The organism is Achromobacter sp., assembly GCF_057314935.1.
Genome location: NZ_DBHKZA010000017.1, coordinates 20,533 through 45,357, shown reverse-complemented (window position 1 = coordinate 45,357; position 24,825 = coordinate 20,533). Strand labels below are relative to the sequence as shown.

22 protein-coding genes are annotated in these 24,825 nt (G+C 67.5%); 13 read left to right on the top strand and 9 right to left on the bottom strand.

The annotated features are described in order from the left end of the window. Positions 1 to 169: 169 nt before the first annotated feature. The 3 genes from ACO6D5_RS08730 to sodC all read left to right on the top strand — a co-directional run bounded on the left by ACO6D5_RS08730 (position 170) and on the right by sodC (position 3,118). Positions 170 to 1,039 (top strand): LysR substrate-binding domain-containing protein, encoded by an 870-nt coding sequence (locus tag ACO6D5_RS08730; protein WP_315845372.1) that lies wholly within the window; start codon positions 170 to 172, stop codon positions 1,037 to 1,039. Between the two features lie 77 nt (positions 1,040 to 1,116). Beyond that, positions 1,117 to 2,445 carry a DUF445 domain-containing protein gene (locus ACO6D5_RS08725; RefSeq protein ID WP_485825153.1) on the top strand — a complete coding sequence of 443 codons (1,329 nt, stop codon included), beginning with the start codon at positions 1,117 to 1,119 and terminating at the stop codon, positions 2,443 to 2,445. A gap of 148 nt (positions 2,446 to 2,593) precedes the next feature. Beyond that, entirely contained in the window at positions 2,594 to 3,118 is a 525-nt protein-coding gene (gene sodC / locus ACO6D5_RS08720) for a superoxide dismutase [Cu-Zn] SodC (RefSeq protein ID WP_315845373.1), read from the top strand. Positions 3,119 to 3,156: 38 nt separating this feature from the next. Here sodC and ACO6D5_RS08715 read toward each other — a convergent pair whose 3' ends face one another. The 4 genes from ACO6D5_RS08715 to ACO6D5_RS08700 all read right to left on the bottom strand — a co-directional run bounded on the left by ACO6D5_RS08715 (position 3,157) and on the right by ACO6D5_RS08700 (position 6,273). Further along, positions 3,157 to 3,780: a glutathione S-transferase family protein gene (locus tag ACO6D5_RS08715; RefSeq protein WP_485825152.1), complete on the bottom strand. Its 624-nt coding sequence runs from the start codon at positions 3,778 to 3,780 to the stop codon at positions 3,157 to 3,159. 133 nt (positions 3,781 to 3,913) lie between these two features. Then, positions 3,914 to 5,134, bottom strand: a complete 1,221-nt coding sequence (locus tag ACO6D5_RS08710; RefSeq protein WP_485825151.1) for an MFS transporter — start codon at positions 5,132 to 5,134, stop codon at positions 3,914 to 3,916. A 101-nt stretch (positions 5,135 to 5,235) separates the two neighbouring features. Then, positions 5,236 to 6,027: a type I methionyl aminopeptidase gene (map, locus tag ACO6D5_RS08705; protein WP_315845376.1), complete on the bottom strand. Its 792-nt coding sequence runs from the start codon at positions 6,025 to 6,027 to the stop codon at positions 5,236 to 5,238. Then, on the bottom strand, positions 6,028 to 6,273 hold the full coding sequence (locus ACO6D5_RS08700; protein ID WP_315845377.1) for a TA system antitoxin ParD family protein: 246 nt from the start codon (positions 6,271 to 6,273) through the stop codon (positions 6,028 to 6,030). It abuts the gene before it with no gap. Positions 6,274 to 6,434: 161 nt separating this feature from the next. Here ACO6D5_RS08700 and ACO6D5_RS08695 point away from each other — a divergent pair, with 161 nt between their 5' ends. Then, positions 6,435 to 7,598 carry a S41 family peptidase gene (locus ACO6D5_RS08695; protein WP_485825150.1) on the top strand — a complete coding sequence of 388 codons (1,164 nt, stop codon included), beginning with the start codon at positions 6,435 to 6,437 and terminating at the stop codon, positions 7,596 to 7,598. Here the strand turns inward: ACO6D5_RS08695 and ACO6D5_RS08690 are convergent. The 4 genes from ACO6D5_RS08690 to ACO6D5_RS08675 are packed head-to-tail and all read right to left on the bottom strand — an operon-like array spanning position 7,595 to position 13,301. Beyond that, positions 7,595 to 8,248, bottom strand: a complete 654-nt coding sequence (locus ACO6D5_RS08690; RefSeq protein ID WP_485825149.1) for a DUF2894 domain-containing protein — start codon at positions 8,246 to 8,248, stop codon at positions 7,595 to 7,597. The genes ACO6D5_RS08695 and ACO6D5_RS08690 overlap by 4 nt on opposite strands. Continuing rightward, on the bottom strand, positions 8,238 to 8,888 hold the full coding sequence (locus ACO6D5_RS08685) for an OmpA family protein (RefSeq protein WP_315845380.1): 651 nt from the start codon (positions 8,886 to 8,888) through the stop codon (positions 8,238 to 8,240). Before ACO6D5_RS08685 ends, ACO6D5_RS08690 begins: the two co-directional genes overlap by 11 nt. Further along, positions 8,885 to 12,487, bottom strand: a complete 3,603-nt coding sequence (locus ACO6D5_RS08680; protein ID WP_485825148.1) for a DUF802 domain-containing protein — start codon at positions 12,485 to 12,487, stop codon at positions 8,885 to 8,887. The genes ACO6D5_RS08685 and ACO6D5_RS08680 overlap by 4 nt, the downstream gene beginning before the upstream one ends. 10 nt (positions 12,488 to 12,497) lie before the next feature. Continuing rightward, a complete protein-coding gene (locus tag ACO6D5_RS08675; protein WP_315845382.1) occupies positions 12,498 to 13,301 on the bottom strand; it encodes a DUF3348 family protein in 804 nt (267 codons plus the stop codon). A 207-nt stretch (positions 13,302 to 13,508) separates the two neighbouring features. On the opposite strand from ACO6D5_RS08675, the gene ACO6D5_RS08670 reads away from it, so the two are divergent. The 5 genes from ACO6D5_RS08670 to ACO6D5_RS08650 all read left to right on the top strand — a co-directional run bounded on the left by ACO6D5_RS08670 (position 13,509) and on the right by ACO6D5_RS08650 (position 17,509). Then, a complete protein-coding gene (locus tag ACO6D5_RS08670; protein WP_485825147.1) occupies positions 13,509 to 14,738 on the top strand; it encodes a helix-turn-helix domain-containing protein in 1,230 nt (409 codons plus the stop codon). A gap of 31 nt (positions 14,739 to 14,769) precedes the next feature. Next, complete coding sequence (locus ACO6D5_RS08665) at positions 14,770 to 15,402, top strand: Vgb family protein (RefSeq protein WP_315845384.1); 633 nt, start codon at positions 14,770 to 14,772, stop codon at positions 15,400 to 15,402. A 45-nt stretch (positions 15,403 to 15,447) separates the two neighbouring features. Further along, positions 15,448 to 15,819, top strand: coding sequence for a hypothetical protein (locus ACO6D5_RS08660; RefSeq protein ID WP_485825146.1), 372 nt, complete (start codon positions 15,448 to 15,450; stop codon positions 15,817 to 15,819). A 17-nt stretch (positions 15,820 to 15,836) separates the two neighbouring features. Then, positions 15,837 to 16,649 (top strand): AraC family transcriptional regulator, encoded by an 813-nt coding sequence (locus tag ACO6D5_RS08655; protein WP_485825145.1) that lies wholly within the window; start codon positions 15,837 to 15,839, stop codon positions 16,647 to 16,649. A gap of 116 nt (positions 16,650 to 16,765) precedes the next feature. Further along, a complete protein-coding gene (locus tag ACO6D5_RS08650; RefSeq protein WP_485825144.1) occupies positions 16,766 to 17,509 on the top strand; it encodes a dienelactone hydrolase family protein in 744 nt (247 codons plus the stop codon). On the opposite strand, the gene ACO6D5_RS08645 is transcribed toward ACO6D5_RS08650, so the two are convergent. After that, complete coding sequence (locus ACO6D5_RS08645) at positions 17,499 to 19,208, bottom strand: M24 family metallopeptidase (RefSeq protein ID WP_485825143.1); 1,710 nt, start codon at positions 19,206 to 19,208, stop codon at positions 17,499 to 17,501. The two genes, ACO6D5_RS08650 and ACO6D5_RS08645, sit on opposite strands and share 11 nt — an antisense overlap. An 88-nt stretch (positions 19,209 to 19,296) precedes the next feature. Here ACO6D5_RS08645 and pdxR point away from each other — a divergent pair, with 88 nt between their 5' ends. From pdxR to ACO6D5_RS08625, 4 genes are all read left to right on the top strand, one after another. Next, positions 19,297 to 20,781, top strand: coding sequence for a MocR-like pyridoxine biosynthesis transcription factor PdxR (pdxR, locus tag ACO6D5_RS08640; RefSeq protein WP_485825142.1), 1,485 nt, complete (start codon positions 19,297 to 19,299; stop codon positions 20,779 to 20,781). A 205-nt stretch (positions 20,782 to 20,986) separates the two neighbouring features. Continuing rightward, positions 20,987 to 22,111 (top strand): TRAP transporter substrate-binding protein, encoded by a 1,125-nt coding sequence (locus tag ACO6D5_RS08635; RefSeq protein WP_088587173.1) that lies wholly within the window; start codon positions 20,987 to 20,989, stop codon positions 22,109 to 22,111. 94 nt (positions 22,112 to 22,205) lie between these two features. After that, positions 22,206 to 22,829 (top strand): TRAP transporter small permease subunit, encoded by a 624-nt coding sequence (locus ACO6D5_RS08630; protein WP_315845390.1) that lies wholly within the window; start codon positions 22,206 to 22,208, stop codon positions 22,827 to 22,829. Beyond that, on the top strand, positions 22,829 to 24,802 hold the full coding sequence (locus tag ACO6D5_RS08625; protein ID WP_485825141.1) for a TRAP transporter large permease: 1,974 nt from the start codon (positions 22,829 to 22,831) through the stop codon (positions 24,800 to 24,802). Before ACO6D5_RS08630 ends, ACO6D5_RS08625 begins: the two co-directional genes overlap by 1 nt. The last annotated feature ends 23 nt before the right edge of the window (positions 24,803 to 24,825 follow it).

Here is a 24,825-nt window from a genome sequence, read left to right as displayed (position 1 = left end):
CAGATTATTGAAATAAAGAAGTTGTCTTTATCCTCACAATCCATCATGCGATACTGCGATGCATCGCACTGCTTGCGGGAAATGCAGGCGATATCCTAAAAAAGCAGCAGGATCCGGAAAATGCAGTTTTTCTGGATATCCGTCAGTTTTATTGACATAAGGACACGCCGTGCGCCACTTGCCGCCCCTATCCGCCGTCCGGGCATTCGAGGCCATCGCGCGGACCGGCTCGGTCACGCGCGCGGCGGAAGAACTGTGCCGCAGCCACGGCGCGGTCAGCCGGCACCTGAAGCTGTTGCAGGAACACGCAGGCGTTCCGCTGTTCGACAAAGACGGCACCGGGCTGAAGCTCACCCCTGCCGGCGCGACCTTCTACGCGTCGGTGCGCGCCTCGTTCGACCAGTTGGAAAGCGCTTACGAACGATTGGGCCGCGAAGCGCAGGGGCCGGGGCTGCACGTGGCCTGCAGCGCCACCTTCGCGATGCGCTGGCTGGTGCCGCAACTGGCCGTGTTCTACCGCGAGCATCCCGATATCCGCATCCGCCTGTCGATGACGTCCGCCCGCGAAATGCGCAACGAGGGCGCGGACCTGCTGCTGGCCTGGGACCTGTCGGGCTACACCGATGCCGACCGCCGCCGCGCACTGACGCTGGCGCCCGTGCGGTTTGGCGCGGTCTGCACGCCCGCCTATGCCCGCCGCCCGGCGGCGGACCGGGTGCGTATCGCCCATGAGTACACATCCAGCGCCTGGAACCAATGGGAGGCCATTACCGGCGTGGCGGTTGCCGCCGCCGGCCAGCTGGCGTTTCCGCACACGCACCTTTGCATCGAGGCCGCGCTGTCCGGACTGGGCGTGGCGCTGGTGGAAAAGCGGCTGATCAGCCGCGAACTGGAAGAGGGCTCGCTGGTCGCGCCCTTCGGATTCGTGGCGTTCGACGGCGGGTTGCGCGCGCTGCCGGCCCCCGGCCGGGGGATGTCGGAGCACGCAGGCGCGTTTGTGGCATGGCTGCGCGCGGCGCTGGCGGAGCCGGCCGCTTAAGGGGGGCGAAGGTCCGCCGGGCGGCCTGAACGGCGCCGGCAGTTGGTATGCTGACGCATCGCCTTGCCGGAACCTCCATGCCCGATCCGTCCCGACCCTCGACGCCATCCGCCCCGCACTCCGCCTTGGCGTCCGACACGCGCCGCACGCAACTGCGGCGCATGAAGATCGCCGCGCTGGCCTTGCTGGTGGCCATGATCAGCGGTTTCATCACCAGCCACGTCATGGGCGGGCAGGGCGTGTGGGCATGGGTGCGGGCGTTTTGCGAAGCGGCGACGGTGGGCGCGTTGGCCGACTGGTTCGCGGTGGTCGCGCTGTTTCGCCGGCCCATGGGCCTGCCGATCCCGCACACGGCCATCATTCCCAGCAACAAGGACCGCATCGGCGACAACCTGGCCGTGTTCGTCCGTGACCATTTCCTGGACCCGGACACCTTGATGGAAAAGCTGCGGGTCTTCGACCCCGCCGCGCGGCTGTCCCGGTGGCTGATCCGGCCGCGCCAGGCGCATGCCTTGAGCGACGGCGCGCGCCGCGTGGTCTTGCAGACGCTGGACATGCTGGATGACCAGGCGGTGCGCGGGGTGATCCAGGAGTTCGTGGTGAAGAACCTGCGCCGCTGGGATGCCGCGGGCACCGTGGGCGAGATCCTGGGCCTCCTGACCCGTGACGGGCGCCATCAGGAACTGCTGGACGCGGCCATGGAGCGCCTGGGCGGCTACCTGGGCGAAGACGATGTGAAGGAACGCGCATCGACCCTGCTCGTGAAATTCGCCCGCAAGGAATGGCCGCGCATCATCGCGGCCGTCGACGTGGTCAAGTCGGTGGACGGCATTGCCGACAACCTGGCCGACCGGCTGGCGTTGGCGCTGGTGCAGGAAGTGCGCGATGTGCTGTCCGAACCCGATCACCCCGTCAGGCGCGACTACGAGGCTTGGGTGCTGAACTACATCGAACGCCTGAAGACCGACCCCGCCTTGTCGGCGCAGGTCGAAGAGTTGAAGCAGCGGGCGATCGACCATCCCAAGGTGCAGGAGTATGTGCAGGGCCTGTGGGACGATATCCACGCGGCGTTGCGCCGCGACCTCTCGGACGAGGATTCGGCGCTGGCCCGCCATCTGGAAAGCGCCTTGCTGGCGCTGGGCCGCAAGCTGGGCGAAGACCCGGGCTTGCGCGCCGCCATCAACAACCACGTGTTGGGCAGCGCGCGGCGCCTGACCGGCCGCCTGCGCATCGGCGTGACGGAGCATATTTCGCGCACCGTGAAAAATTGGGACGAACGCCACCTGGTCGACGAACTGGAACTCAGCGTGGGGCGCGACCTGCAGTACATCCGTTTCAACGGCACGCTGGTGGGCGGCCTGATCGGCGTAGCGCTGCACGCGCTGGTGCTACTGGTCAATCGTTAACAAGCCTGATCGCTTGTATCAGGAATGAAGATTGCTGGTCGACGGGGCGGCGCCGGTGCTATTGTCATTGGCGCCCAGGGCCAGGTTGGCGCCGATTGCGCCGGGCCGGGCATCCGCACTTTGCGTGCATGATTCCAGGAGGCACTTCATGAAGAAAATCTCGATGCTTGTCGCGGCGCTGGCAATGGCGGGCGCCTCGAGCGCCGCGCTGGCCGAAAACGTCACGATGTCATTCCTGACCGCTGACGGCATAGGCAAAAGCGCCGGCACGATTTCGCTGAAGGACACCAAGGGCGGCTTGCAGATCACGCCGAACCTGAAGGGCTTGCCGCCGGGCGAACACGGTTTCCACGTGCATGAAAAGGGTTCGTGCATGCCGGGCATGGTGAACGGCCAGACGGCGCCCGGCGGTGCCGCGGGCGGCCACCTGGATCCCAAGGGCACCAAGGCCCACAAGGGCCCGATGGCGACTGACGGCCATCAGGGCGACCTGCCCTTCATCGTGGTGGCCGCTGACGGTACCGCCAAGAAGGCCGTGGTGGCGCCGCACCTGAAGCTGGCGGACGTGAAGACGCACGCGGTCATGGTGCACGTGGGCGGCGACAACTACAGCGACACGCCCGCGCCGCTGGGCGGCGGAGGTGGCCGCCTGGTTTGCGGCGTGGTGAAGTAAGCGCGAAAAAGGGTGCGCCGGGTTGCCGCGACGGCCATTCAGGCCGTGCCGTTGCGGCCGTGCAACCGGTAGCCCTCGCGCTCGGCAAGCCGGTCGTAATAGGCAGCCGTCGCCGGCAGGGCGGGCTTGTCGAAGGGCGTCGCAAACCACCGGTTCACCGATAGCCCTACGGGAATGTCCGCCAGCGAAAACCCGTCGCCGGCCACATAGGCGCCGGTCAGCGCCAGGCGCTGTTCCAGAATGGCCATGAAGTGCGTCCAGGCCTGGCACGACGCCTGGATGCTGGCGGCATCCCGGTGTTCAGGCGAACGCCGCGCCAACGCCATGAAGGCATAGCTCCAGGACCGGTTCAGGTCGGTCGCCTGCCAATCCATCCATTGATCCACCCGCGCGCGCAGCCGGGGCTCGGCCGGGTACAAGCGCTGGCCGCCGTATTGCCCGGCCAGGTAGCGGATGATGGTATTGGACTCCCACAGCACGAAATCGCCGTCCTGGATGACGGGCACCATGGCATTGGGATTCAGCGCCAGGAAGCGCGGGTCGGAGGTCGCCTGGAAGCCCGCGCCCCAATCTTCGCGGGTGAACGGCAGATTCAGTTCGGCGCAGGTCCACAGTACCTTGCGTACGTTGATGGATGACGCTTTACCCAATATTTTCAACATCTTGCGAGCGGCCCGGATCAATGGCGTGGAGGAATGCGGGCAGTCTAGCGGCTGCCCCGGCCTGCCGCCAGATACAGATCGGGGCGGCGGCGGGCGTAACAGCATGGCGGCGCGTTTCGGGGCGGGCCCGCCGTCAGGCGCCCGCCGCCTCCGGCTGGCTGCGCAACCGGCGCACGGGGGATGCGAACAGCACCAGGAACTGCACCAGGAATCCCGCCGTCGATACCCACAAGCAGGCGTCCAGGCTTACGCGGGCGGCCAACGTCGCGCCGATCAGCGCGCCGACGGGTCGGGCGCCGAACGTCGCCGTCAGGATCACGGCGGACACGCGGCCCAGCAGCGCGTTGGGCGTCACGGCCTGGCGCAGGGTGGTGGTGGTGATGGTCCAGAGGATGGGGCCGGCGCCGAACAGGAAAAAGCCCACCGCCGCCCAGATGCCCGAGGGCAAGACCAGCGTCGACAGCAGGATGGCGCTCGCCGCCAATGCCGACAGCGGACCCGAGGCGATCATCGCGCCGAAAGACAGGCGGCGCGCCAGCCACGGCGCGGCCAGGGCGCCTGCCAGCATGCCGCCGCCATACACGCCCAGCGTGACGCCCACGCCAGCGGCCGTCAGGCCCAGGCGTTCGATGGCATACACGACGTACACGGCCTGCAGCACGAACCAGGCGGTGTTGAAGAACACGGCGGTCGCAAGCACCGGCCGCAGCAGCGGATGCTTGCCGACAAAAGCCGCGCCTTCGCGCAGCTCGGTCCACAAGCGCCGCCGGGCAACGGGCTTGGGCGCGTCGGCTGGCAGGCCGGCCAGCAGGGCCGCGGCCAGCAGCGACAGCGTGGTGGCGATCACATAGGCGACTGGCGCGCCCATCCAGCCCACCAGCGCGCCGCCCGCCGCGGGGCCGGCGGAAAACGCGCTGCTGCGCGCCAGCTCCAGCCAGCGGTTGGCGCTGGCCAGATCGCTGGCGGGCACGAGCCTGGGCACCAGCGCGGGGGCGGCCACGTTGTAGGCCACCGTGCCGACCGCGCCCAGAAAGCCCAGCGCTGCCAGCCAGCCCAGGCCCAGTCCGCCTACCCACAGCAGCGCCAACAGGCCCACCAGGCTGGCGGCGCGAACGCACTCGGCGGCGGTCATCAAGGCGCGGCGCGACATCCGGTCCGCCAGCACGCCGGCGGGCAGGGACAGCAGCAGGAACGGCAGGGTTTGCGCGGTTTGCAGGTAGCCCGTCTGCGCGGCGGTGGCGCCCAGCGCCAGCACGGCGACCAGCGGCGCCGCCGCCAAGGCCATCTGTTCAGAAAACTGGGCGGCCAGGTTCGAGGCGGCCAGACGGCGGAAGGCGGGGGGCAGGGCAGGCATGGGCGACGCCCGTCAGGGCGCTGGAAACGGCAAGGGCACGATCATGATCGTGCCCTTGGCGGCTTGCACTCCGGTCCTTGCGGACGGCGTCCCGTCAACGGTCAGGGGATTGGCGGATACTCGCCGTAGCCGTCCGGCCAGGGGGTCAGCACTTCGTACCCGGTTTCGGTCACCACGACCATGTGTTCCCACTGCGCCGACAGCGAGCGGTCCTTGGTGACCACGGTCCAGCCGTCGGGCAATTGCTTGGTCGCCGGCTTGCCAGCGTTGATCATGGGTTCGATCGTGAACATCATGCCGGGCTGCAGCACCATGCCTTCGCCGGGACGTCCGTAGTGCAGCACTTGCGGATCGTCGTGGTAGATCTGGCCGATGCCGTGGCCGCAGTATTCGCGCACGATGCTGAAATGCTCGCGGTGCGCGACGGTCTGGATCGCATGGCCGATGTCGCCCAGCGTCGCGCCGGGCTTGACCGCCATGATCCCGGCACGGGTGGCTTCGTACGTGGTGTTGACCAGGCGGCGCGCCAGGGGGCTGGGCTGGCCCACGTAGTACATGCGGCTGGTGTCGCCGAACCAGCCGTCCTTGATGACGGCGACGTCGATGTTCAGGATGTCGCCGTTTTTCAGCACCTTGGCCGACGGGATGCCATGGCAGATCACATGGTTGACCGACGCGCAGATCGTCTTCGGAAAGCCGTGATAGCCGACGTTGGCAGGAATCGCCTTCAGCACGTTCACGATGTATTCGTTGCAGATGCGGTCCAGCTCATCGGTGGTGACGCCGGGGCGCACGTGTTCGCCGATCATGTGCAGCACTTCGGCTGCCATGGCGCCGGCCTTGCGGGCCATTTCGATGTCGGCGGCGGACTTGATGGAAACCTTCTTCGCCATTTATGCGGCCTCCTGCTGGGCGGCATCGGGTAAGCGCCGGGACAGCGACGCGATGGCAAAGCCTTCACCCTGCTCGATGCGGATCAGCAATTGGCAGACGTCCGCGTGGCGCAGTTCGGGATACAGCTCGGACAACATGCCGATGCGCATCCAGTGTTCGGCCTGGGAATTGATCGAGCGGCTGAGGGCGCCGCTGGCGACGCGCAGATTCTCATGCATCTGCTCGGAGATTTTGACGAGACCCATGGTGGGAGTGATCCGTATATGGTTTGTATATGGATCGTATGGTATCGCGGCGAGAGGGAGAGCGCAAATCGGAAGGAATTGAGCCTTCGCGGTGATGGAAAACAATTGTTACGTTACATTGGCGGCCTTGTGACTATCCGATTGATCCTTCAGGAATCTTTATGAAGCTTCGTTACGGCGCGAGTGCGCTCGTAGTGGCGGCAACCCTGTGCGGGCCGGTGCAGGCTCAGAGTTCGGGCGGTTCCCAGTTGCCTATCGAAGAGCTGAGGCTCTTGGCGACCACCTATATGGCGATCAAAGCGAACAGCGTCAAGCAGGTTCCAGATTCCAAGCTGATCGAAGCCGCGATCCGGGGGATGATCCGCGAAATCGACCCGGAGGCCGGTGCGTATCTGACGAAGAGCCAGGTGGACGTGTTGTCCCGCACGGCTAGTCAGGCGCATATCGGGCTGGATGTCACCCTTCGCCAAGGCGAGGTCGTGGTGGTCCTTCCCCTTTCGCGCAGCCCTGCGGAAAAGGCCGGAATCCGGCCCCGGGATGCCATTGAATCCATCGACGGCACCCCTGTCAGGGGCGATGTGCAATTGACCAACGAATTATTGCGCGGCCCGGCGGGAACCCGCGTCACGGTGGGCGTGCGCCGCGCGGGCCAGCCGTTGATGTTCACGGTTGAACGCAACGGCTTCACGCCTGCCAAGGCATCGTTGTCGATGGCGGAGTCAGACATTGCGGTGCTGAGCGTGCGAGTGCTCTCGGAGGATACCCTGGCCTCTATCGCGGCCGCGCTGACGGAGCAGTGGCGCCAGCAACCGTTCCGGGGGCTGGTGCTGGATCTGCGCCGCAATCCCGGAGGGCTGCTGGATACGGCAGTCGGACTGTCTTCCTTGTTCCTGCCCGCAGGCGTGGTCGTCGCGGAAGCAAAGGGCCGCACCCCCGAGGACAACGTCGTGTACAAGGCGGAGAAAGCGTCCTATACCAAGGGCAGCGATCCTCTAGCCCAGGTGCCGGAGGCCATCAGGCGCCTGCCGCTTGCGGTTCTGGTGGATGAAGGGACCGCGTCGGGCTCGGAGATGGTCGTGGCGGCGCTCAAGCATTACAAACGGGCGAAGATCATCGGGCGGCCCACGTTCGGCCGTTCAAGCATCCAGATGATCCAGCCGTTCGCTACCGGCCAGGCGGTCAAGTTCACCACGTCCTATTGGTTCACGCCGTCCAACACCAGCGTCGACAAGGTCGGCATCCTGCCGGATGTCATGATTGAAAGTCTGGACCCTGCGGTCGAGCTCAATCTGGCAGTGGCCGAGTTGGCTCGCAACCGGCGCTAGCTTTTCTTGCTGCGCGAGGCCTTTTTTGCCGCGCCCGCGCGGCCCGTTTCCTTCGGCGCAGGCGCCGTGGCCACGTGGACCTGCTCCATCCACATCAACGCGTCCGTATACGACAGAAACTGCTGCAGATAGCCCGGCGACAGCTCGCGCATCAAGGTCAGCGCGCGGTGCACCAGCTGGTTGGAATTGAGCGGGCCGGCGTTCTTGTGGACCTGTTCCTGCGACTGGCGCACTTGCCGGTCGGCGCTGACCTGAGACCAGACGCCGCGGAAGTAGTCCAGCATCTGCACGTCGGGATAGGTGGCCCGCAGGCCCAGCGTGTCGCGCGTCCAGCCGCTGACGCCGCCGGGGGGATCCGGGTCGGCCAGGTAATCGATCAGGCCGGCCAGGGCGCTGGCGGTGGGGGCGGCATCCGAGGCGCTGGCGTCAGCGGCCGCGGCCGCGACCTGACTTTCATAAGCCTGCAGCAGGGCGGCCAGCTTCGCGTCCAGCAGTTGGCGCGCCGGGCCGCCCAGCATGGTCGTGCGCCGCGCCATCGCATCCAGGAAACGGAAGCGCACCGGGTCGAGGCGGTCTGCCCCGCACGCGCGCCAGGCATCCAGCGTGCTTTGCGCGTTGGGCGGGCTCAAGTGCGTGCCGTCACTGCTCACGCGGCTTTCCCGAGTCGTTGGACGGCTTGGGGATCGGCGTGATTTCCACGCGGCGGTTCTTCGCGCGCCCCTCTTCATCGGCGTTGGAGGCCACCGGCTGCTCGGAGCCGAAGGCGGCGGCGAACACGGTGGACGAGGGCACGCCTTCGTCGATGAGCGCGCGCGTGACGGTCAGGGCGCGCTGCGCCGACAGGTCCCAATTGTCCGCAAAGCGGCGGTTGCCTTCGCGCACCTGCTGGTCGTCGGTATAACCGCTGACCATCAGGATTTCGTCGTGCGTCTTCAGGTAGGCGGCCAGGGGTTCGATCAGCGTCTTCAGGATCTCGCGGCCTTCGGGCTGCAACTGGTCGGAGTTCAACGCGAACAGCACGCTGCCGCTGATGCCGATGCGGCCATTGATCAACGTGACGCGGCCGGCCGCCAGTGGGCCCGCCAGCGCCTGTTCCAGCGTTTCGCGCCGCTGCGTTTCTTCCTGCCGCTGCTTGACCTCTTCTTCCAGCTGCGTCGACAGTTGCAGCTGCACGCCGATCACGCTGACCAGGATCAGCACGAAGGCGCCCAGCAGCACCGACATCAGGTCGCCGAAGACGGCCCAGGCCGGTGCGGTCGCCTCTACGCCGCCGTCGATGTCCTCGCTCATGCGGCTTCGGCTCCGGCGGTGGCGCGCTGGATGGCCAGCTGCTGCAGGTTTTCGATGATCTGCTTTTGCGACATCAGGCTCAGGTCGACCACTTCACGGGCCTGCGCCACGTAGTAGGACAGTTGCTCGTCGCCGCGTGCGATGGACTTGTCCAGCGCCGCTTCGATGCGTTGCAGGTGGGCCACCAATTTGTCGTTGGACTCGCCGAACAGTTGCACGGCGGTGCCGAACGATTCGCCCAGGCTGGCCACTTCCACGGCGCTGGTGGTGACTTGCGCCGCCACGTCCGCGAGCTTGCCGGTCTCGGCTTCGACACGGTCGGTGAACTGCGTGCCAACGCGTTCCAGCAGTTCGGCCGACGAGGCGACCAGCGCGTCCACGGCCGTGCGTTGTTCGGCGGCCGTGTGATTGACGGCGTTCAACAGCGTGTCCAGCGTGTCCAGCAGGCGGTTGCGCTCTTGCAGCATGTCGTTGTCGCGCACCATGCTGTCGGACAGCTTCTGGCGCAGTTCGCCGATGACCTCGGCGGCGGCCTTGGGTGCTTCCGAGGCGGCTTGCACCAGGCGGCCGATCTCGGCGATGGTGTCGCTGGCGTGTGCCTGCGTTTGCGCGGTGATGTCGTGCGCGGTCTGGGCCAGCGTGTCGCAGATCTGTTGTTGCTGGCTGGCGGTCGCGGCGCCGGCCTGTTCCCATTCGTGGCGCAGCGCGTCGGCCATCGCGGCCAGCTTGCCGGTCCACGCGGCCAGGCGGGCTTCGTCTTTGGACGCCACGGCCGCCTGCAGGTCGGCGTGCGATTGGTCCAGCGTGCGCAGGAACGACGTCGAGTGCTGCTCGAAGGTCGCCGCAGCGGTTTCCAGCGCCTGGCGGTGGGTGGCGGCCAGCTGTTCGCCCACGTTTTCCTGGCGCGCCTGCGCGTCGGTCCAGGCCTGGGTGACATGGCTTGCCGCCGTTTCCAGGCGGGTGGACACGTTTTCCAGCAGGCTGGCTTGCGCCTCGGTCTGGGCGGTGATGTCGCGCGTGGCCTGGGTCAGCGTGTGGGTGATGGCTTGCTGGCGGTCGGCGGCTTGCACGCCGGCCAGTTCCCATTCCTGGCCCAGCGCATCGGCCATGGCGGCCAGTTTGCCGGTCCAGGCGGACAGGCGTGCTTCGTCCTTCGCGGCCAGGGCGGCTTGCAGGTCCGCATGCGACTGGTCCAACGTGCGCAGGAGCGCCGCCGAGTGCTGCTCGAACGCGGCGGCCGCCGTGGCCAGCGCCTGCTGGTTGTCCGTGGCCAGTTTTTCGCCGACCTGTTCCTGGCGCGTCTGTGCGTCGGTCCAGGCTTGGGTGACTTCGCGCGCGGCCGTCTCGAGGCGGGTCGACACCGTCTCCAGCAGGCGGGCTTGCGCTTCGCTGCGGGTGGCGGCGTCCTCGGCCGTCAAGGCCAGCGTGTCGCTGATTTCCTGCTGGCGGGCGGCCGTGAGTTCGCCGGCCGCCTTCCATTCCTGGCCCAGCGCCGCCGCCATCGTGGCAAGCGTGCCGGTCCAGGCGGCCAGGCGTTCGTGATCCTTCGCGGCCAGCGCGGCGTGCAGGTCCGTGTGCGATTGCGCCAGGGTATGCAAGAGCGACGCCGAGTGCTGCTCGAACGCCGCGGCAGCGGTGGTCAGGGCCTGCTGGTTGTCCGCAGCCAGCTTTTCGCTGACCTGCTCCTGGCGGGACAACGCCGTGTTCCATTGATCGGACACGCGGGTGGCCGCCGTTTCCAGACGGGTCGACACGCTTTCAAGCAGCTGGGCCTGGGCCTCGGTCTGGGACGTGACGTCGCGCGCGGTGCGGGCAAGCGAATCCGTCCAGGCGGTCAGGCGCGCTTCGTCGCGCGAAGCCAGTGCGGCTTGGAGGTCGGCATGCGACTGGTCGAGCGTGCGCAACAGCGACGCCGCGTGCTGCTCGAAGGCGGCGGCGGCGGTGGTCAAGGCCTGCTGGTTGTCCGTGGCCAGCTTTTCGCTGGCCTGTTCCTGGCGAGCCAGCGCGGTATCCCAGCGTTCGGACACGCTGTCGGCAGCCGCGACCATGCGCGCCGACACGCCCTCCAGCAGGCTGGCTTGCGTGGCAGCCTGGGCGTTGATGTCGCGCACGGTCTGGGCCAGCGTATCGCTGATGGCTTGCTGGCGGTCGGCGGCTTGGGCGCCGGATTGCTGCCATTCCTGGCGCAGGGTGGCGCCCATGGCGCCCAGCGTCTCGGTCCATGCGGCCAGGCGCTGCTGGTCGCGGGACGCCAGCTCGGACTGCAGCAGGGAGTGCGATTGATTCAAGGTGCGCAGCAACGACGCGGAATGTTGCTCGAAGCTGGCGGCCGCCGCGGTCAGGGCTTGCAGGTTGTCGCCGGCCAGCTTTTCACTGACGCGCTCTTGCCGTGACAGCGCGGAGGTCCAGGCGTCGGACAGGTTGCCGGACGACGCTTCCAGGCGCGTCGAGACGCCGTCCAGCAGCGCGGACGAGCGTTGCTCAAAGGTCTCGGCGAAACGGTCCAGCGACGCGCGCAGGTCCTGGGCGAGCGCTTCGCTTGCGCGCTGCTGGCCGGCCAGGGCCTGGTTCCAGATATCGGCCACATTGGCGGTGGACGCCTGGAAACCCGAGGTCAGGCTGGCCAACTGCTGCTGCACGGCCTGCGTGACGGTGTCTTGCAGGCTGGCGGTCTCGCGCGACAGGCTGGCCATCGTGGCTTGCACCACGGGCTGCAGCGCCACGCCGGCGGAACGCGCGCTTTCGGCCACGCCTTCCTTCATGGACTGTTCCATCACGGACGCCAGGCGGGCATACGCCGCCTCGGCCTTGCCCTGGAATACGTCCTGGCTGGCAAGCTGCCGCTCGTTCATGGACTGGGTCTGCTTTTCCATGCTTTGCATCATGGTCTGCAGGCGGTCTACCAGCGTGGGCATTGCCTCGGCTTGCCGTTGCATCACTTCGGCTTGCCGTTGCAGCAGCTTGAAGGATTCTTCGCGCTGATAGCTCTGCGAGTAGACCCGCAGCGTGGTGGCGATCTTCGTATCCAGCAGTTGGGCGGCTTGCACGCGTTCGCGGCGGCATAGCGCAGCCAGCAAACCCAACATGGCGGACGTGGCCACGCCGGCGATCGACGTGCCGAACGCGAAGCCCAAGCCCTTGACCGGGGCGGCCAGCGACGCGCGGATGGCGCCCAGGTCGGTGGCGCTTTCCAGCGCCATGCCCGTGCCGCGCAGCGTCACGACCATGCCCAGGAACGTGCCGAGCATGCCCAGCAACACCAGCAGGCCGACAAGATAGGGCGTCAACGCCGGGCCGGGCAGGCCGACCCGTTCGCCTTCCACCCGCAGCCGCGCCGCGTTGCGCAGGCTGGGAGGCAACTGGTCCAGCCAGGAGGCCAGGCTGGCCGGAGCTTCCGTCAGGCCGGCGGCCGAGCGCGTCAGGCTGGAGGTGGCTTGCTGGTAACGCAGCAGCTCCAGCGCGCCTGCCAGATAGCAGACGCCGATCAGCAGCGTGACGGCCAGCGCCAGCGGATTGGTGCCCGCATAGCCCGCGCCGATCCAGCCCACGACGGCCATACCGGCCAGGAAAACGACGAAATTGATCAGATACTTGGACATAGTGTCCCGGTTAGCTGGCGCGAAGGGCGGCAAGCAGCCCTTCGACCGGTTGTAAACGAACATCCAATTCGGCTAGCAGGACGCTCCGCATATCCTTGCGGAACACGTCCAGCCATGCGCCGGGTGTTATCGACGCGGGCGCCGGCTCAGGCGCCGTGGCGCCTGCTGCCTCGGCGTCCGCGCCGTCTTCAGTTTGCGTATCGGCGCTGGCCTCACCCAATGCAGCCGCTTCGGCCAGACGCAGGCGGTCGAAATGCCCGCCGAGCAGCTTGGGGATCACGCCAAGCAGGGCGCGTTCCTTGGGCAGCAGCGCCCGGTCCATGATGGCATCCACTACCGCCAGACGCGTCATCTCGCCGTTCTTGGCCGCGACCATGCCGCGCAGACGGCTGCGCAGATTGCCCACGCTGGTTTCCATCGTGTGCTGCAACGACTGATACCGTTGCCGGAAATTCGAGTAATCCGCTTCGGCTTCCGCGACGGCCGCCGGCTTCTTCGCCGGCGCCTGCCCCGGAAGCGGCCGTTTGGCGGCGGTCGCCGCCGTGTCGCTGGCGATGGCATCCGCCAGCGTGGTCCGGACACGCATGCACTCGCGTTCCTCGGCGCTGCTGAACGTCCTTGCGCCGGGGGCAATCACCGGCGGGCTGGTGTTCAAGGCCGCGGATAGCGCGATCGCGTCCGTCCAGCCGAGCCACTGGCTCAGATGGTCGGAAAGCGATTGCCTGGATTCCGGAACGTCGACATCCGTCAGGCGAGTCAGCAAGCGAATGAGCGTCGGGCCGCTTAAACCTGTGCGCTGTGGGGCTTGCAACATACCACCAGAGTCAAAAAGGGGGGAGTTTACACGCTGGCGAGGGGGGAAAGGGGCCGCCGGAGAGGGCTTGCCGCGCAAAACGGGGACGCATTATGGCTGGGGTGCAACAGTGTGACGGCGCAGCCGGGTTGCGGGCCGGGGTGCCGACGGGTGGTAGATTAGTTTCCAGGCCCGGGCCTGCAGGAGAGATAGTGTGGCGGCACCTCCATGGATATTCTGATTTCGAGCGCGTCGCGCGCGCTGGCGGCGGGCGATCCGCTGGGCGCGCTGAACCGCGTGGCGCTGCGCGATGATGCGCCGGCGCTGGCGTTGCGCGGGATCGCGATGGCGCAGCTGGGCGACTTCGTTCGGGCCAAAACGCTGCTGCGCCGCGCGGCGAAGGCATTCGGCGCGACGGACGCCGTGGCGCGCGCCCGCTGCGTGGCGGCCGAGGCGGAGGTCGCCCTGGCATCGCGCGACCTGGCCTGGCCGGAAAAGTCGCTGGCTGCTGCCCGCGCGACGCTGCAGGCGCACGGCGACGCGGTCAATGCCGCGCATGCGGCGCAGCTCCAGGCGCGCCGGCAGTTGCTGACGGGCAGGCCCGAGGACGCCGGCCGGACCTTGGACGGCGTGCAGATCGCGAACCTGCCGGCGGCATCGCGGGCGATCCATGAATTGATCCGGGGCGGCATCGCGTTGCGCCGGGTCCAGGCGTCCGCCGCAAGCGCGGCATTCAGGCGCGCCGCCGACGCCGCCCGCCAAGCGGGCATCCCGGCCCTGCTGGCGGAAGTGGACCATGCGTGCCGGGCGTTGAGCGCGCCGGCCGCACGCCGGGTCGGGCAGGGCGGATCGCAGGACTTGACCTTGGGCGAGGTGGAAGCGCTGCTGGCGTCCCGCGTCCTGATTGTCGACGCCTGCCGCAACGCGTTGCGGCGCGAGGGCCAGACGGCGCCGCTGGCCAGCCGCCCCGTCTTGTTCACGCTGGCTCGGCTGCTGGCTGAGGCCTGGCCGCAGGACGTATCGCGGGAACTGCTGATCGCCCAAGCCTTTCGGACCGGTTTCCAGGACGACTCCCATCGGGTGCGGCTGCGCGTGGAGATCGGACGCTTGCGCGCGGCGATGCGTCCGTTGGCCGGCGTCAGCGCGACGAAGCACGGCTTTGTCCTGAAGCCGGCGGGTGCGTCCGAGGTGGTGGTGTTGGCCCGTCCCGTGGACGTGGCCGACCGGGATCAAGCTGCGGTGCTTGCCTGTTTGGCCGATGGGCAGACATGGTCCAGTTCAGCCTTGGCCCTGGCCTTGGGCGCCAGCCAGCGCACCATGCAGCGGGCGCTGGATGCGTTGGCCGCGGCCGGGCAGGCGCAGCCATTGGGGCACGGGCGCGCGCGCCGCTGGATGACGCCGCCGGTGCCGGGTTTCACGACAAGCTTGTTACTCCCGGCATTGCTGCCCGGTGAGTAGCATGACTTCTCCTACTGAACAGGATGCGATCATGAAACGAACCCAAGCCCAAATCCTCCGTGAATACGGCCCGTTCCCCGGCGTCGACAACGTGCACGGCGTCACGTTCGATGGCGAAAAGGTCTGGTTTGCCGCAGGAGAAAAACTCGTCTCGCTGGATCCCGCCACGGGCGATACGGCGCGCGCGCTGAACGTCGCCGCCAGCGCCGGCACCGCCTTCGACGGCAAGCACTTCTATCAGATCGCCGACGGCCGCATTCAAAAACTGGATCCCAAGAGCGGCCGCGTGCTGGCGACGATTCCCGCGCCCGGCGACGGCGGCGATTCCGGCATGGCCTGGGCCGAAGGCTCGCTGTGGGTCGGCCAGTATCAGCAGCGCAAGATCCATCAGGTGGATCCCGAGACCGGCCGCGTGCTGCGCACCATCGATTCCGACCGCTATGTCACCGGCGTCACGTGGGTGGACGGCCAGCTTTGGCACGGCACCTGGGAGAACGATGCCAGCGAGCTGCGGCGCCTGGAACCCGCAACCGGCGACGTGCTGGAAAGCGTCGAGATGCCCGCGGGTGTGGGCGTGTCGGGCCTGGAGTCGGATGGCGCGGACCGCTTCTTTTGCGGCGGGGGCAATAGCGGCAAGGTCAGGGCGGTACGTCGGCCCGGGTAGAATCGGACGTGGGGCTTGGCCCCTCGACTTCACTCCGGGAAACGCATGAAGCTTGCTTCGCTAGGTATTTTGGGAATGGCCGTGATCGGCTTTGCGGCGCACGCCGAGCCGCTCGCCGTTCCGACCCCGGAGCAGGCGCATGCCGCCGTGCTCACGTTGCTGGGCGATGATCTGCCCGGCATGAAGCAGTCGCAGCTGGCCATCGGCACCTGCCTGCCCGCGCCCAACCCGTCGCACAAAGGGCGGGTGTCTTGCACCACCATGCTGCTGATGCCGGCGGGCACCTCGGAGGCGCCGATGGACTTCTATCAGGACGGCGGCAAGTGGGTGGCCTCGCCGCCGACCAACCTGGAATTGCCGTTTCCCGATCCCAAGCTGGCGAACCAGCGCTGGGTGCCGGGCGCGGGCAAGCCGTAGAGGGCGGAAGCATCCTCATGCTTGCGCTGCCTCCGGCTCCGGCGCTGGCCCCATGGGTGCAGGGTTATTGGTTCATCCAGGACCTGGCCGGCGAACACGAAGGGCGCGCCATCCGCACCAGTCCGATCCCGCTGGCCGTGCTGTCCGTCAACATGGGCCGGCCGAACGCGGCCCAGGACGGGTCACTGGTGCCGCAAGCGTCCTGGTTGGGTTTGCAGTCGCGCGCCCGTGCCTGGCGCTCGTGGTCCGACACGTACTTTGTGATGGCCATGCTGACGGTGCCGGGCATCGTCCGTTTGTTTCCGCACGCGGGCGAGGGTAGCGCCGACCGCTTGCTGGACCTGGGCGCCCTCACCGGCGATGCGCAGGCGGCTTCGTTGCCGGCCGCTATCGACGCTGCCGCCGGGCCCCACGCGATCGCCGCGCGACTGGATCAATGGCTTCTCCGCAGGCTTGCGGCATCGCCCGCCGTGCCCGAGGCCTGGCGCGTGGCCGCCGCGCACGACGTGTTGCGGCAGGGCGGGCGTGTCGAACACGCCGCTGAAGCCGCGCAAACAGACCGCCGCCAATTGCATCGGTGGTTTTTCCGGCATCTGGGCGTCGGGCCGAAAGACCTGGCTGACCTGGAACGTCTGCACAACAGCTTGCGCGGCATGCAGACCGGGCTTGGCGATCCCGTGGCCGGCTATAGCGATCAGGCGCATCAGATCCGAAGCTGGCGGCGTCGCCTGGGGGTGACGCCGGGCGCTTATGCGCGTCAGGGCCGCAGCGCCTTGGCGGCCCGATTCGGCGCAGACGGGCAGGAGCCGGCGCCCAGGTTCTATCTTTGACGCCAGGCATTTAGGCGACCCGGCGCGCTTGTCCCATTTACGCTTGTCCCATTTATTCAATACGGCCGACTTGCCGCTACCTACCATCGGCGTTCCCCCTATTCGGAGAACCTGGAATGCCGCATTCTTCCCCCATTGCCTTGCGCGCGCTTGCCGTCGACTACTCGGATTCGGACACTGTCTTCGAGGGCTACGCCGTGGCGCCTTGTCACGCGTCGACGCCATTGCCGTGCATCGTGCTGGCACACGATTGGAGCGGGCTGACCACGCCCACGATGCGCTTGGCCGAGCGCTATGCGGGGCTGGGCTACGTCTGCGTGGCGATCGACGCTTACGGCAAGGGCGTGCGGGGTGATCCTTCAGGCGACAACACGGCGCTGATGGAACCCTTGATGCGCGACCGGGCGTTGTTGCGCCGACGGCTATTGGCCGGGTTCGAGGCGGCCCGCGCGTTGGCGGGCGTCGATCCGGCGCGGATGGCCGCCGTAGGGTACTGCTTTGGCGGATTGTGCGCGCTGGACCTGGCGCGCGCCGCGCCCGCGAACTTGCGGGCTTCCGTCAGCTTCCATGGCGTGCTGCAGGCGCCGGATGCGGCGCCATCGGCGCGCATCGATGCCAGCGTGCTGTTGCTGCATGGATGGGACGATCCGGTCGCGCCGCCTGCCGACGTGCTGGCGATCACCCGCGAATTGACCCGGGCCGGCGCAGACTGGCAACTGCACGCCTATGGTCACGCGCAGCACGCTTTCACGTTCAAGGACGCGGCATTCCCCGAACGCGGCATCGTCTACGACCGCAGCGCCGATGAGCGGTCGTGGGCGGCCATGCGCGCCCATCTTGCCGAAGCGTTCAGGCGGTGAGGGGGCGCAGCAGCACGTCCTCGTAGAACGCGCCGATGGGCAGCTGCAGGTCGCGGACCTGGATTTCCAGCACCCAGATGCCGTCGCCCGGGATGAAATCGGCGTTCGCCAGCCGGTGCTTGCCGTACAGTGCATGCGGGAAATCCGATACCCGGTGCCCCGCGATGTCGTGCACCAGCGCGCAGCCGTACTCATGGGCATAGACGTCGGCCAGGTCGTACAGCGCTTGCCCGGTCAGGCCGTCGAGCCACGCCAGGCGCGCGCGCCGGAAGACGTCGCGGGCCGCTTGGGCGCAGCGCCGCTGGTCGGCGTCGGCTCCGGTCAAGAAGGTGTCGCCATAATCGCCTTCGTAACCATCCCAGACCGGACCGATATCGACGACGAAGACATCGTTTTCGCCCAGCGTGCGGCGCCGGTCGGTGGGTTGCACGGCGGGCGATTGCGAGTCGGGCCCGAACCGGATGTAGGTGGGATGCCAATTGTGGGACGCGCCCATGCCTTGCAGATGCTGGTCGGCCAGGGCGATGGCGTCGCCGGTGGTGATGCCGGGCGTCATCAGCGCGGCGATCTCGCGCACGGCGTCCATCGACCGTTGGCGTGCCTGCAGGATGCCGTCCAGCGTGAAGCGTTCGCTGACGCGCTCCCAGGGATGGGGCGGCTGGCGCAGGGGCGCCATGACGGGGTCCGCGGCGCCGGAAGGCAGAAACGCTTCGGACTGGAAGCGTCCCGCCGGCAGCCCGGCCTCGCGCAGGCGCGTCTGCGCCCCGCGCACCATGGCGCCATTGCCGCAGGCGTAGACCATCGTGCGGGCCCAATCGTGGCCCGCTTCGGCCGCGACGTCCTGCACGTAGTGCACGCCGGTGCGGTCCGCGGAGGGTTCGCCCGACACGACCGGATGCCACCGGAAGACGCCGTCTTTGCCCTGCAGCGCGTTCAGCAGGCCGCTGGCGTAGCAATCCTCCGGCGTCCGGCCGCCCCAGTAGAGCGTCACGCTTTGCACGCTGCGGCTGTCGAGGGCGGCCATCAGGATGGGGAACACGCCGGCAAAGCCCGTGCCGGTGGCCAGCAGCACCAGATGGTCGATGCCGTCAGGGCGCGTGGCCGGCCACACGCAAGCGCCGTGCGGCCCGTCCAGCACCGCCGTGTCGCCCGGGGTCAGCGTGGGCAACAGCTGGTTGGTGAACCTGCCAGTGGGCGTGCGGCGGATGTGGAATGCCAGCCGTCGCGCGCCGGCGACCGTGGAGAGGTTCGCAATGGAAAAGCAGCGGTGGCTGCCATCGTCCAGCAGCCAGCGTACATGCTGCCCCGGCTGGTAATCGAAGGACACGTCGCCGGGCACTTCGATGATCAGTTCCGTCACGTCCGGCGTCAACGGCCGGCGCGAGACCACGCTTGCGCGTACGCGCTGCGGCGCCTGGGCCGGGGCGTTCCAGTGCGCAAAGCGCAGCGTCAGGTCGCTGGCCGCGCGGCATTGGCACATCAGCAGTTCATCATCGGCAGTCACGTAGGATCGCTCGGTCGGCGGCGCGATGCGCTCGTAGCGTCCCGCCAGTACCTGTGCCCGGCACGAGCCGCACTCGCCGCGCTGACAGGAGAACGGGACGGGCGTGCCGTCGGCCAGCGCGGCATCCAGGATAGAGGCCTGGCCGTCGGTGGCGAACGCGCCGGCGGGCAGGGTGATGGTGTAGGTCGAGGTCATGGCAGATTCCCGGTGACTGATGGCAGCGCGCATCCAGGGCACAATTTATCGATAGAATGGCTTATCCAATAGGGCCATATCTACAACAATGGGCAAGCCACTTTCAAGCCGCAAAAAGCTGGAATCCAGTCTGGACCTGCCGCAGGAGCCGCCCCGCGACAGCGAATCCAAGCAAACCTGGGTCTATCGGCAGATCCAGGAACGGATCCTGAAAGGCGCGCTGGCGTCCGGCGCCCGCCTGCCGTCCACGCGCAGCCTGTCGCAACGCTGGCATGTGTCGCGTTCGACGGTCGAGGCCGCTTACGATCAATTGCGCGGCGAAGGGTATACGACTGGCGCCGTCGGGTCAGGCACCTACGTATCGGCCGTCATCCCGGACAATTTCTTTCATCGGGGCCTGCCGGGCGCCGCCGGCCCGGACCCGAGGCCCGCACGGCCTGCGGGCCCCGCAGCCCTGCCGCCTGCGCCCGGCCTCGAACCGCTGTTCGCCGCCCGGACCGCCGATGCGTCGTTGTTCCCGATGGCAACCTGGCGCAAGGGCTTGATGGCCAGCGCGCAGCGCGTCACGCCCGGCCAGTTGGCCAACGAGGAGTCCCAAGGCTGGCTGCCGTTGCGCGAACAGATCGCGCACTATCTGGGCGCGGCTCGCGGCATCTCGTGCGATGCGGATCAGGTCGTCATCCTGACCGGCATCCGCGACGGGCTGGACCTGAGCGCCCGCATCCTGCTTTCCCGGCAGGACAAGGTGCTGGTGGAAGACCCGGGCTATCTGACCGCCATGCCGCTGTTCAGCCAGTTCACGCCCCGCGTCGTGCCGATCGCCATCGACGAACACGGCTTTTCGGTGGCGCGCGCCCGCCGGCAGCGCGGTGTGAAGCTGGTGCACGTCACGCCCGCCCACCAGTCGCCCACGGGCGTCACGATGCCGGTGTCGCGCCGCCTGGAACTGCTGGCATGGGCCGAACAGGCCGATTGCTGGATCATCGAAGACGACTACGACAGCGAATTCAACTACGACAGCGCACCGTTGGCGGCGCTGAAAAGCCTGGACACGGCGGATCGCGTCATCCATTGCGGCAGCTTCAACAAGACGATGTTCAACGCGCTGCGCATCGGCTATGCCGTGGTGCCCAAGCGCTGGGTCGCCGCGTTCTGCCGGGCGCGCCACACGACCGGCAGGTCCAACAGCATGATCGAGCAGATGACGCTGGCGGGATTTCTTGCCGACGGCAGCTTCGCGCGCCATGTCCGCAAGGCCCGGGCGGTGTACGCCCAACGGCGCGATCTGGTGTTGAGGTTGCTGGCGCAAGCCGTGGGCAGCGACGCGCTGCGGACCAGCGGCGAACATGCCGGATTCCACCTGCTGTGGTGGCTGCCCGACGGTATCGATGCGGCGGCGTTGGGGGATCAGGCCCGGGCGAGGGGCCTGGCGTTGCAGCCCGTCTCGGACTATTGCCGACGCGCGGCCTTGCCGGCGGGACTGGTGATCGGCTACAGCGGGCTGGACGAGCGGGAGCTCGCCCGGCAAGGCGCATTGCTGGGCCCCTTGTTGCGCGGCGCGGCGCGCCCTTAGACGAATCGCCTAATCCGCTGGTCTAGGGTAATTCCTGACAACAAGCTGATTGTCAGGTGTTAGTCAGGAAGGTTTAATCAGCACAAAGTTGCAAAGCGGTCGCAGTCCCGGCACCGGGAAGCTCGCAGCAGGCGTTTCTCTCGTGTCCAAGCAGGTGTAGTCACTACAAGCTGGTCCGTGTAGTCCACCAAGGAGACAACAAGCCATGCAACAACCCACGAAACCCCGCCGCAAGTTCATTTCCGGCGCTGCCGTCGCGGGCGCCGCCGCACTGGGATTCCCCGCCGTCGCCCGGGCGCAGAACGCGCCCATTTCCTTAAGGTTCCAAAGTACCTGGCCCGCCACGGACATCTTCCACGAGTTCGCGCGCGACTATGCGCAGAAGGTCAACGACATGGCCGGCGGCCAGTTGAAGATCGAGGTGCTGCCTGCCGGGGCGGTCGTGAAGGCGTTCGACCTGCTGGACGCGGTATCGGCAGGCACGCTGGACGGCGGCCATGGGGTCGTGGCCTATTGGTACGGGAAGAATACGGCCGTGGCGCTGTGGGGGTCCGGGCCGTCTTTCGGCATGGACGCCAACATGCTGCTGGCCTGGCACGAGTACGGCGGCGGCAAGGAATTGCTGGTGGAAATCCAGAAGGCGATGGGCGTGAACGTGGTGTCGCTGATGTACGGGCCGATGCCAACCCAGCCGTTCGGCTGGTTCAAGCGGCCGGTGACCAAGGTCGAGGACGTGAAGGGCGTGAAGTTCCGCACGGTGGGGCTGGCCATCGACATGTACACGGCAATGGGCGCGGCGGTGAACGCCTTGCCGGGCGGCGAGATCGTGCCGGCGCTGGACCGCGGCCTGCTGGACGGGGCCGAGTTCAACAACGCGTCGTCGGACCTGGCGCTGGGCTTTCAGGACGTCTCCAAGATCTGCATGCTGCAAAGCTTCCATCAAAGCGCCGAGCAGTTCGAAGTGCTGTTCAACAAGGGCAAGTACGATTCCCTGCCGCCGCACCTGAAGCACGTCTTGAGCAATGCCGCCCAGGCCTGCAGCGCGGACATGTCCTGGAAGGCGGCCAACCGCTATTCGCAGGACTACATCAAGCTGCAGAAGGACCACAACGTCAAGTTCTACAAGACGCCGGACGCGATCCTGCAGGCGCAGCTGAAGATCTGGGACGAGATGATCGCCAAGCGGTCGGCCGAGAACCCCTTGTTCAAGAAGGTGCTGGACTCGCAGCGGGTATTCGCCGAGCGGGTGGGGCGTTGGCACGGGGACGTGTCGGTGAACTACCGCATGGCCTACAACCACTACTTCTCGCGCAGCACCAAGCCAGCCTGACGCAGGCCTGCCTTGCCGCCTGCTTGCCGCCCCGTGGGGCCAGGCGGGCGGCGCGTGCGCGCAAGGGCGCCACGCGTCTCGTCCTGGATGTCCGATGATCCGACTCATACGCTTGATTGACCGCATCTCCACCTTCGTCGGGCAGACGTTCGCCTGGTTGATCGTCGTGCTGGCCTTGCACGTGTGCTGGGAGGTGGCGGCGCGCTATCTGCTGAACCGGCCCAGCGCCTGGGCGTTCGACATGCAGATGATGTATTACGGCATCCTCTTCATGATGGCGGGCGCCTACACGCTGGCCAAGAGCGGGCATGTGCGCGGCGACATCCTGTACGGTTTCCTGCCGCCCCGGGTACAGGCCGGGCTGGACCTGATTCTCTTCATCCTGTTCTTCTTCCCGGGGGTGATCGCACTGGTGTGGGCCGGCTGGTATTACGCCGGCTACTCCATCGCCATCGGCGAGCACTCTTCGCTGATGGCCGACGGGCCGCCCATCTATCCCTTCAAGGCCTTCATTCCGGTGGCGGGCGCCGTGTTGCTGCTGCAGGGCGTGGCCGAGGTGCTGCGTTGCGTGCTGTGCCTGCGGCGCGGCGCCTGGCCGTCGCGTGAAGAGGACGTCGAGGAAGTGGACGTGGACAAGCTCAAGAAGATGGTGCACGTGAAGGACGAAGACATCGCCCAACTGGACCGCTATGTGACCACGCCCAAGGAGCCTCGCTGATGAAAATCCACAAGGCGTTGTGGTTCGGGCTGTCCTGCATCGGGATCGTGCTGTTGATGATCGCGTTCCTGACCCCGTGGGGCGAGCTCACAACGGGGCACATCGGCCTCCTGATGCTGGCGCTGATCGTGGTGGCGATCATGCTGGGGTTTCCCACGGCGTTCACGCTGATGGGCATGGGCGTCCTGTTCACCTTCCTGGCGTACTACATGCAGAGCGCGGACGCGGGACGCTCCATCGGGCAGACGCTGGACCTGATGGTGCAGCGCACATACGCCACGATGACCAATGATTCCCTGATCTCGATCCCGCTGTTCGTGTTCATGGGCTATCTGGTCGAACGGGCCAACCTGATCGAAAAGCTGTTCCGGTCCATGCACCTGGCGCTGGCGCGCCTGCCTGGCGCGCTGGCGGTGGCCACGCTGGCCACCTGCGCGATCTTCGCCACGGCGACCGGCATCGTCGGGGCGGTAGTGACGCTGATGGGGTTGCTGGCGATGCCCGCGATGCTGAAGGCGGGCTACAGCGTGCGGCTGACGGCCGGCGCCATCACGGCGGGCGGTTGCCTGGGCATCCTGCTGCCGCCGTCGGTGATGCTGATCGTGTACGGCGCGACGACCGGGGTGTCGGTGGTGCAGCTGTACGCGGGCGCCTTGTTTCCCGGCATCATGCTGGCGGTGTTGTACATGGTGTATGTGATCATCGTGGCCAAACTGCGCCCCGACATGGCGCCGCCGCTGCCGGTCAACGAGCGCGGCGTGCCGCTGTCGCCCGAGGCCCGGTCGCTGGCCGCCACGGGATACACGCACGCCGTCTCGGGCATGGTGGCCGCCCTGTTCAAGGGCCGCCGCAACCGCGACGTGCCGTTCAGCTTCCTGCTGCGCAACATGGCGACGGCGTTGGCGCCGCTGGCCTTGACGCTGCTGCTGGTGGCGGTGGTGCACCATGGAGTGACGCGGCCGGAGGTCGTGTATGACATCCCGGCGGAACTGCAACTGGGTTCGGGCGGCTTCGATTCCGGCTCCGGCCTGAGCGAGCCCGACGCGGGCGGCCTGGCGGAACCGCCGTCGGGCGAACTGGCCGAGCCGCCCGGGTCGGGCGTGGGGGCCGTCGGCTTGGCCGAGCCGCCGGGCACGCCTGCCGCGTCGACCGCGTCGGCCGCGTCGCAGGCCGGCGCTGCGGAGCCGGCCGCGCCCGCCGGGGCGGCGGCGGAGTCCGTCCCGACACCCAAGGAGTTCTGGATCTTCGTCGCCGTGTGCGCCGCGTTGCTGGCGGTGTTCTACGCCGCGCTGACCTGGGCGCGGCTGGAAATCTTCAAGATGCTGATGTCGTCGTTCTTCCCGCTGGCGGTCATGATCGCCGCGGTGCTGGGGTCGATCGCCTTCGGCCTGGCCACGCCCAGCGAGGCCGCGGCCATGGGAGCGATGGGCGGCGCCTTGCTGGCGCTCGCGTATCGGCGGCTGAACCTGCCGGTGCTGCGCGAATCCGTTTTCCTGACCGCCAAGACCAGCGCGATGGTGTGCTGGCTGTTCGTGGGCTCGTCGATCTTTTCCGCCGCGTTCGCGTTGCTGGGCGGCCAGCGCATCATCGAGGACTGGGTGCTGTCGCTGGGCCTGACGCCCATCCAGTTCCTGCTGCTGGCGCAGGTCATCATCTTCCTCTTGGGCTGGCCGCTGGAATGGACCGAGATCATCGTGATCTTCATGCCCATCTTCGTGCCGCTTCTGAACGCCTTCGGCATCGACCCGCTGTTCTTCGGCCTGCTGGTGGCGCTGAACCTGCAGACCGCGTTCCTGTCGCCGCCCGTGGCCATGTCTGCGTTCTACCTGAAGGGCGTGTCGCCGCCGCATGTGACGCTGAACCAGATTTTCCTGGGCATGATGCCGTTCATGGGCATCCAGGTGGTGGCGATTTTCCTGCTGTACATGTTCCCGGCGATCGGGATGTGGCTGCCGACGGTGCTGTACCGGTAGGGGAGTATGCTGTCGTCAGCACG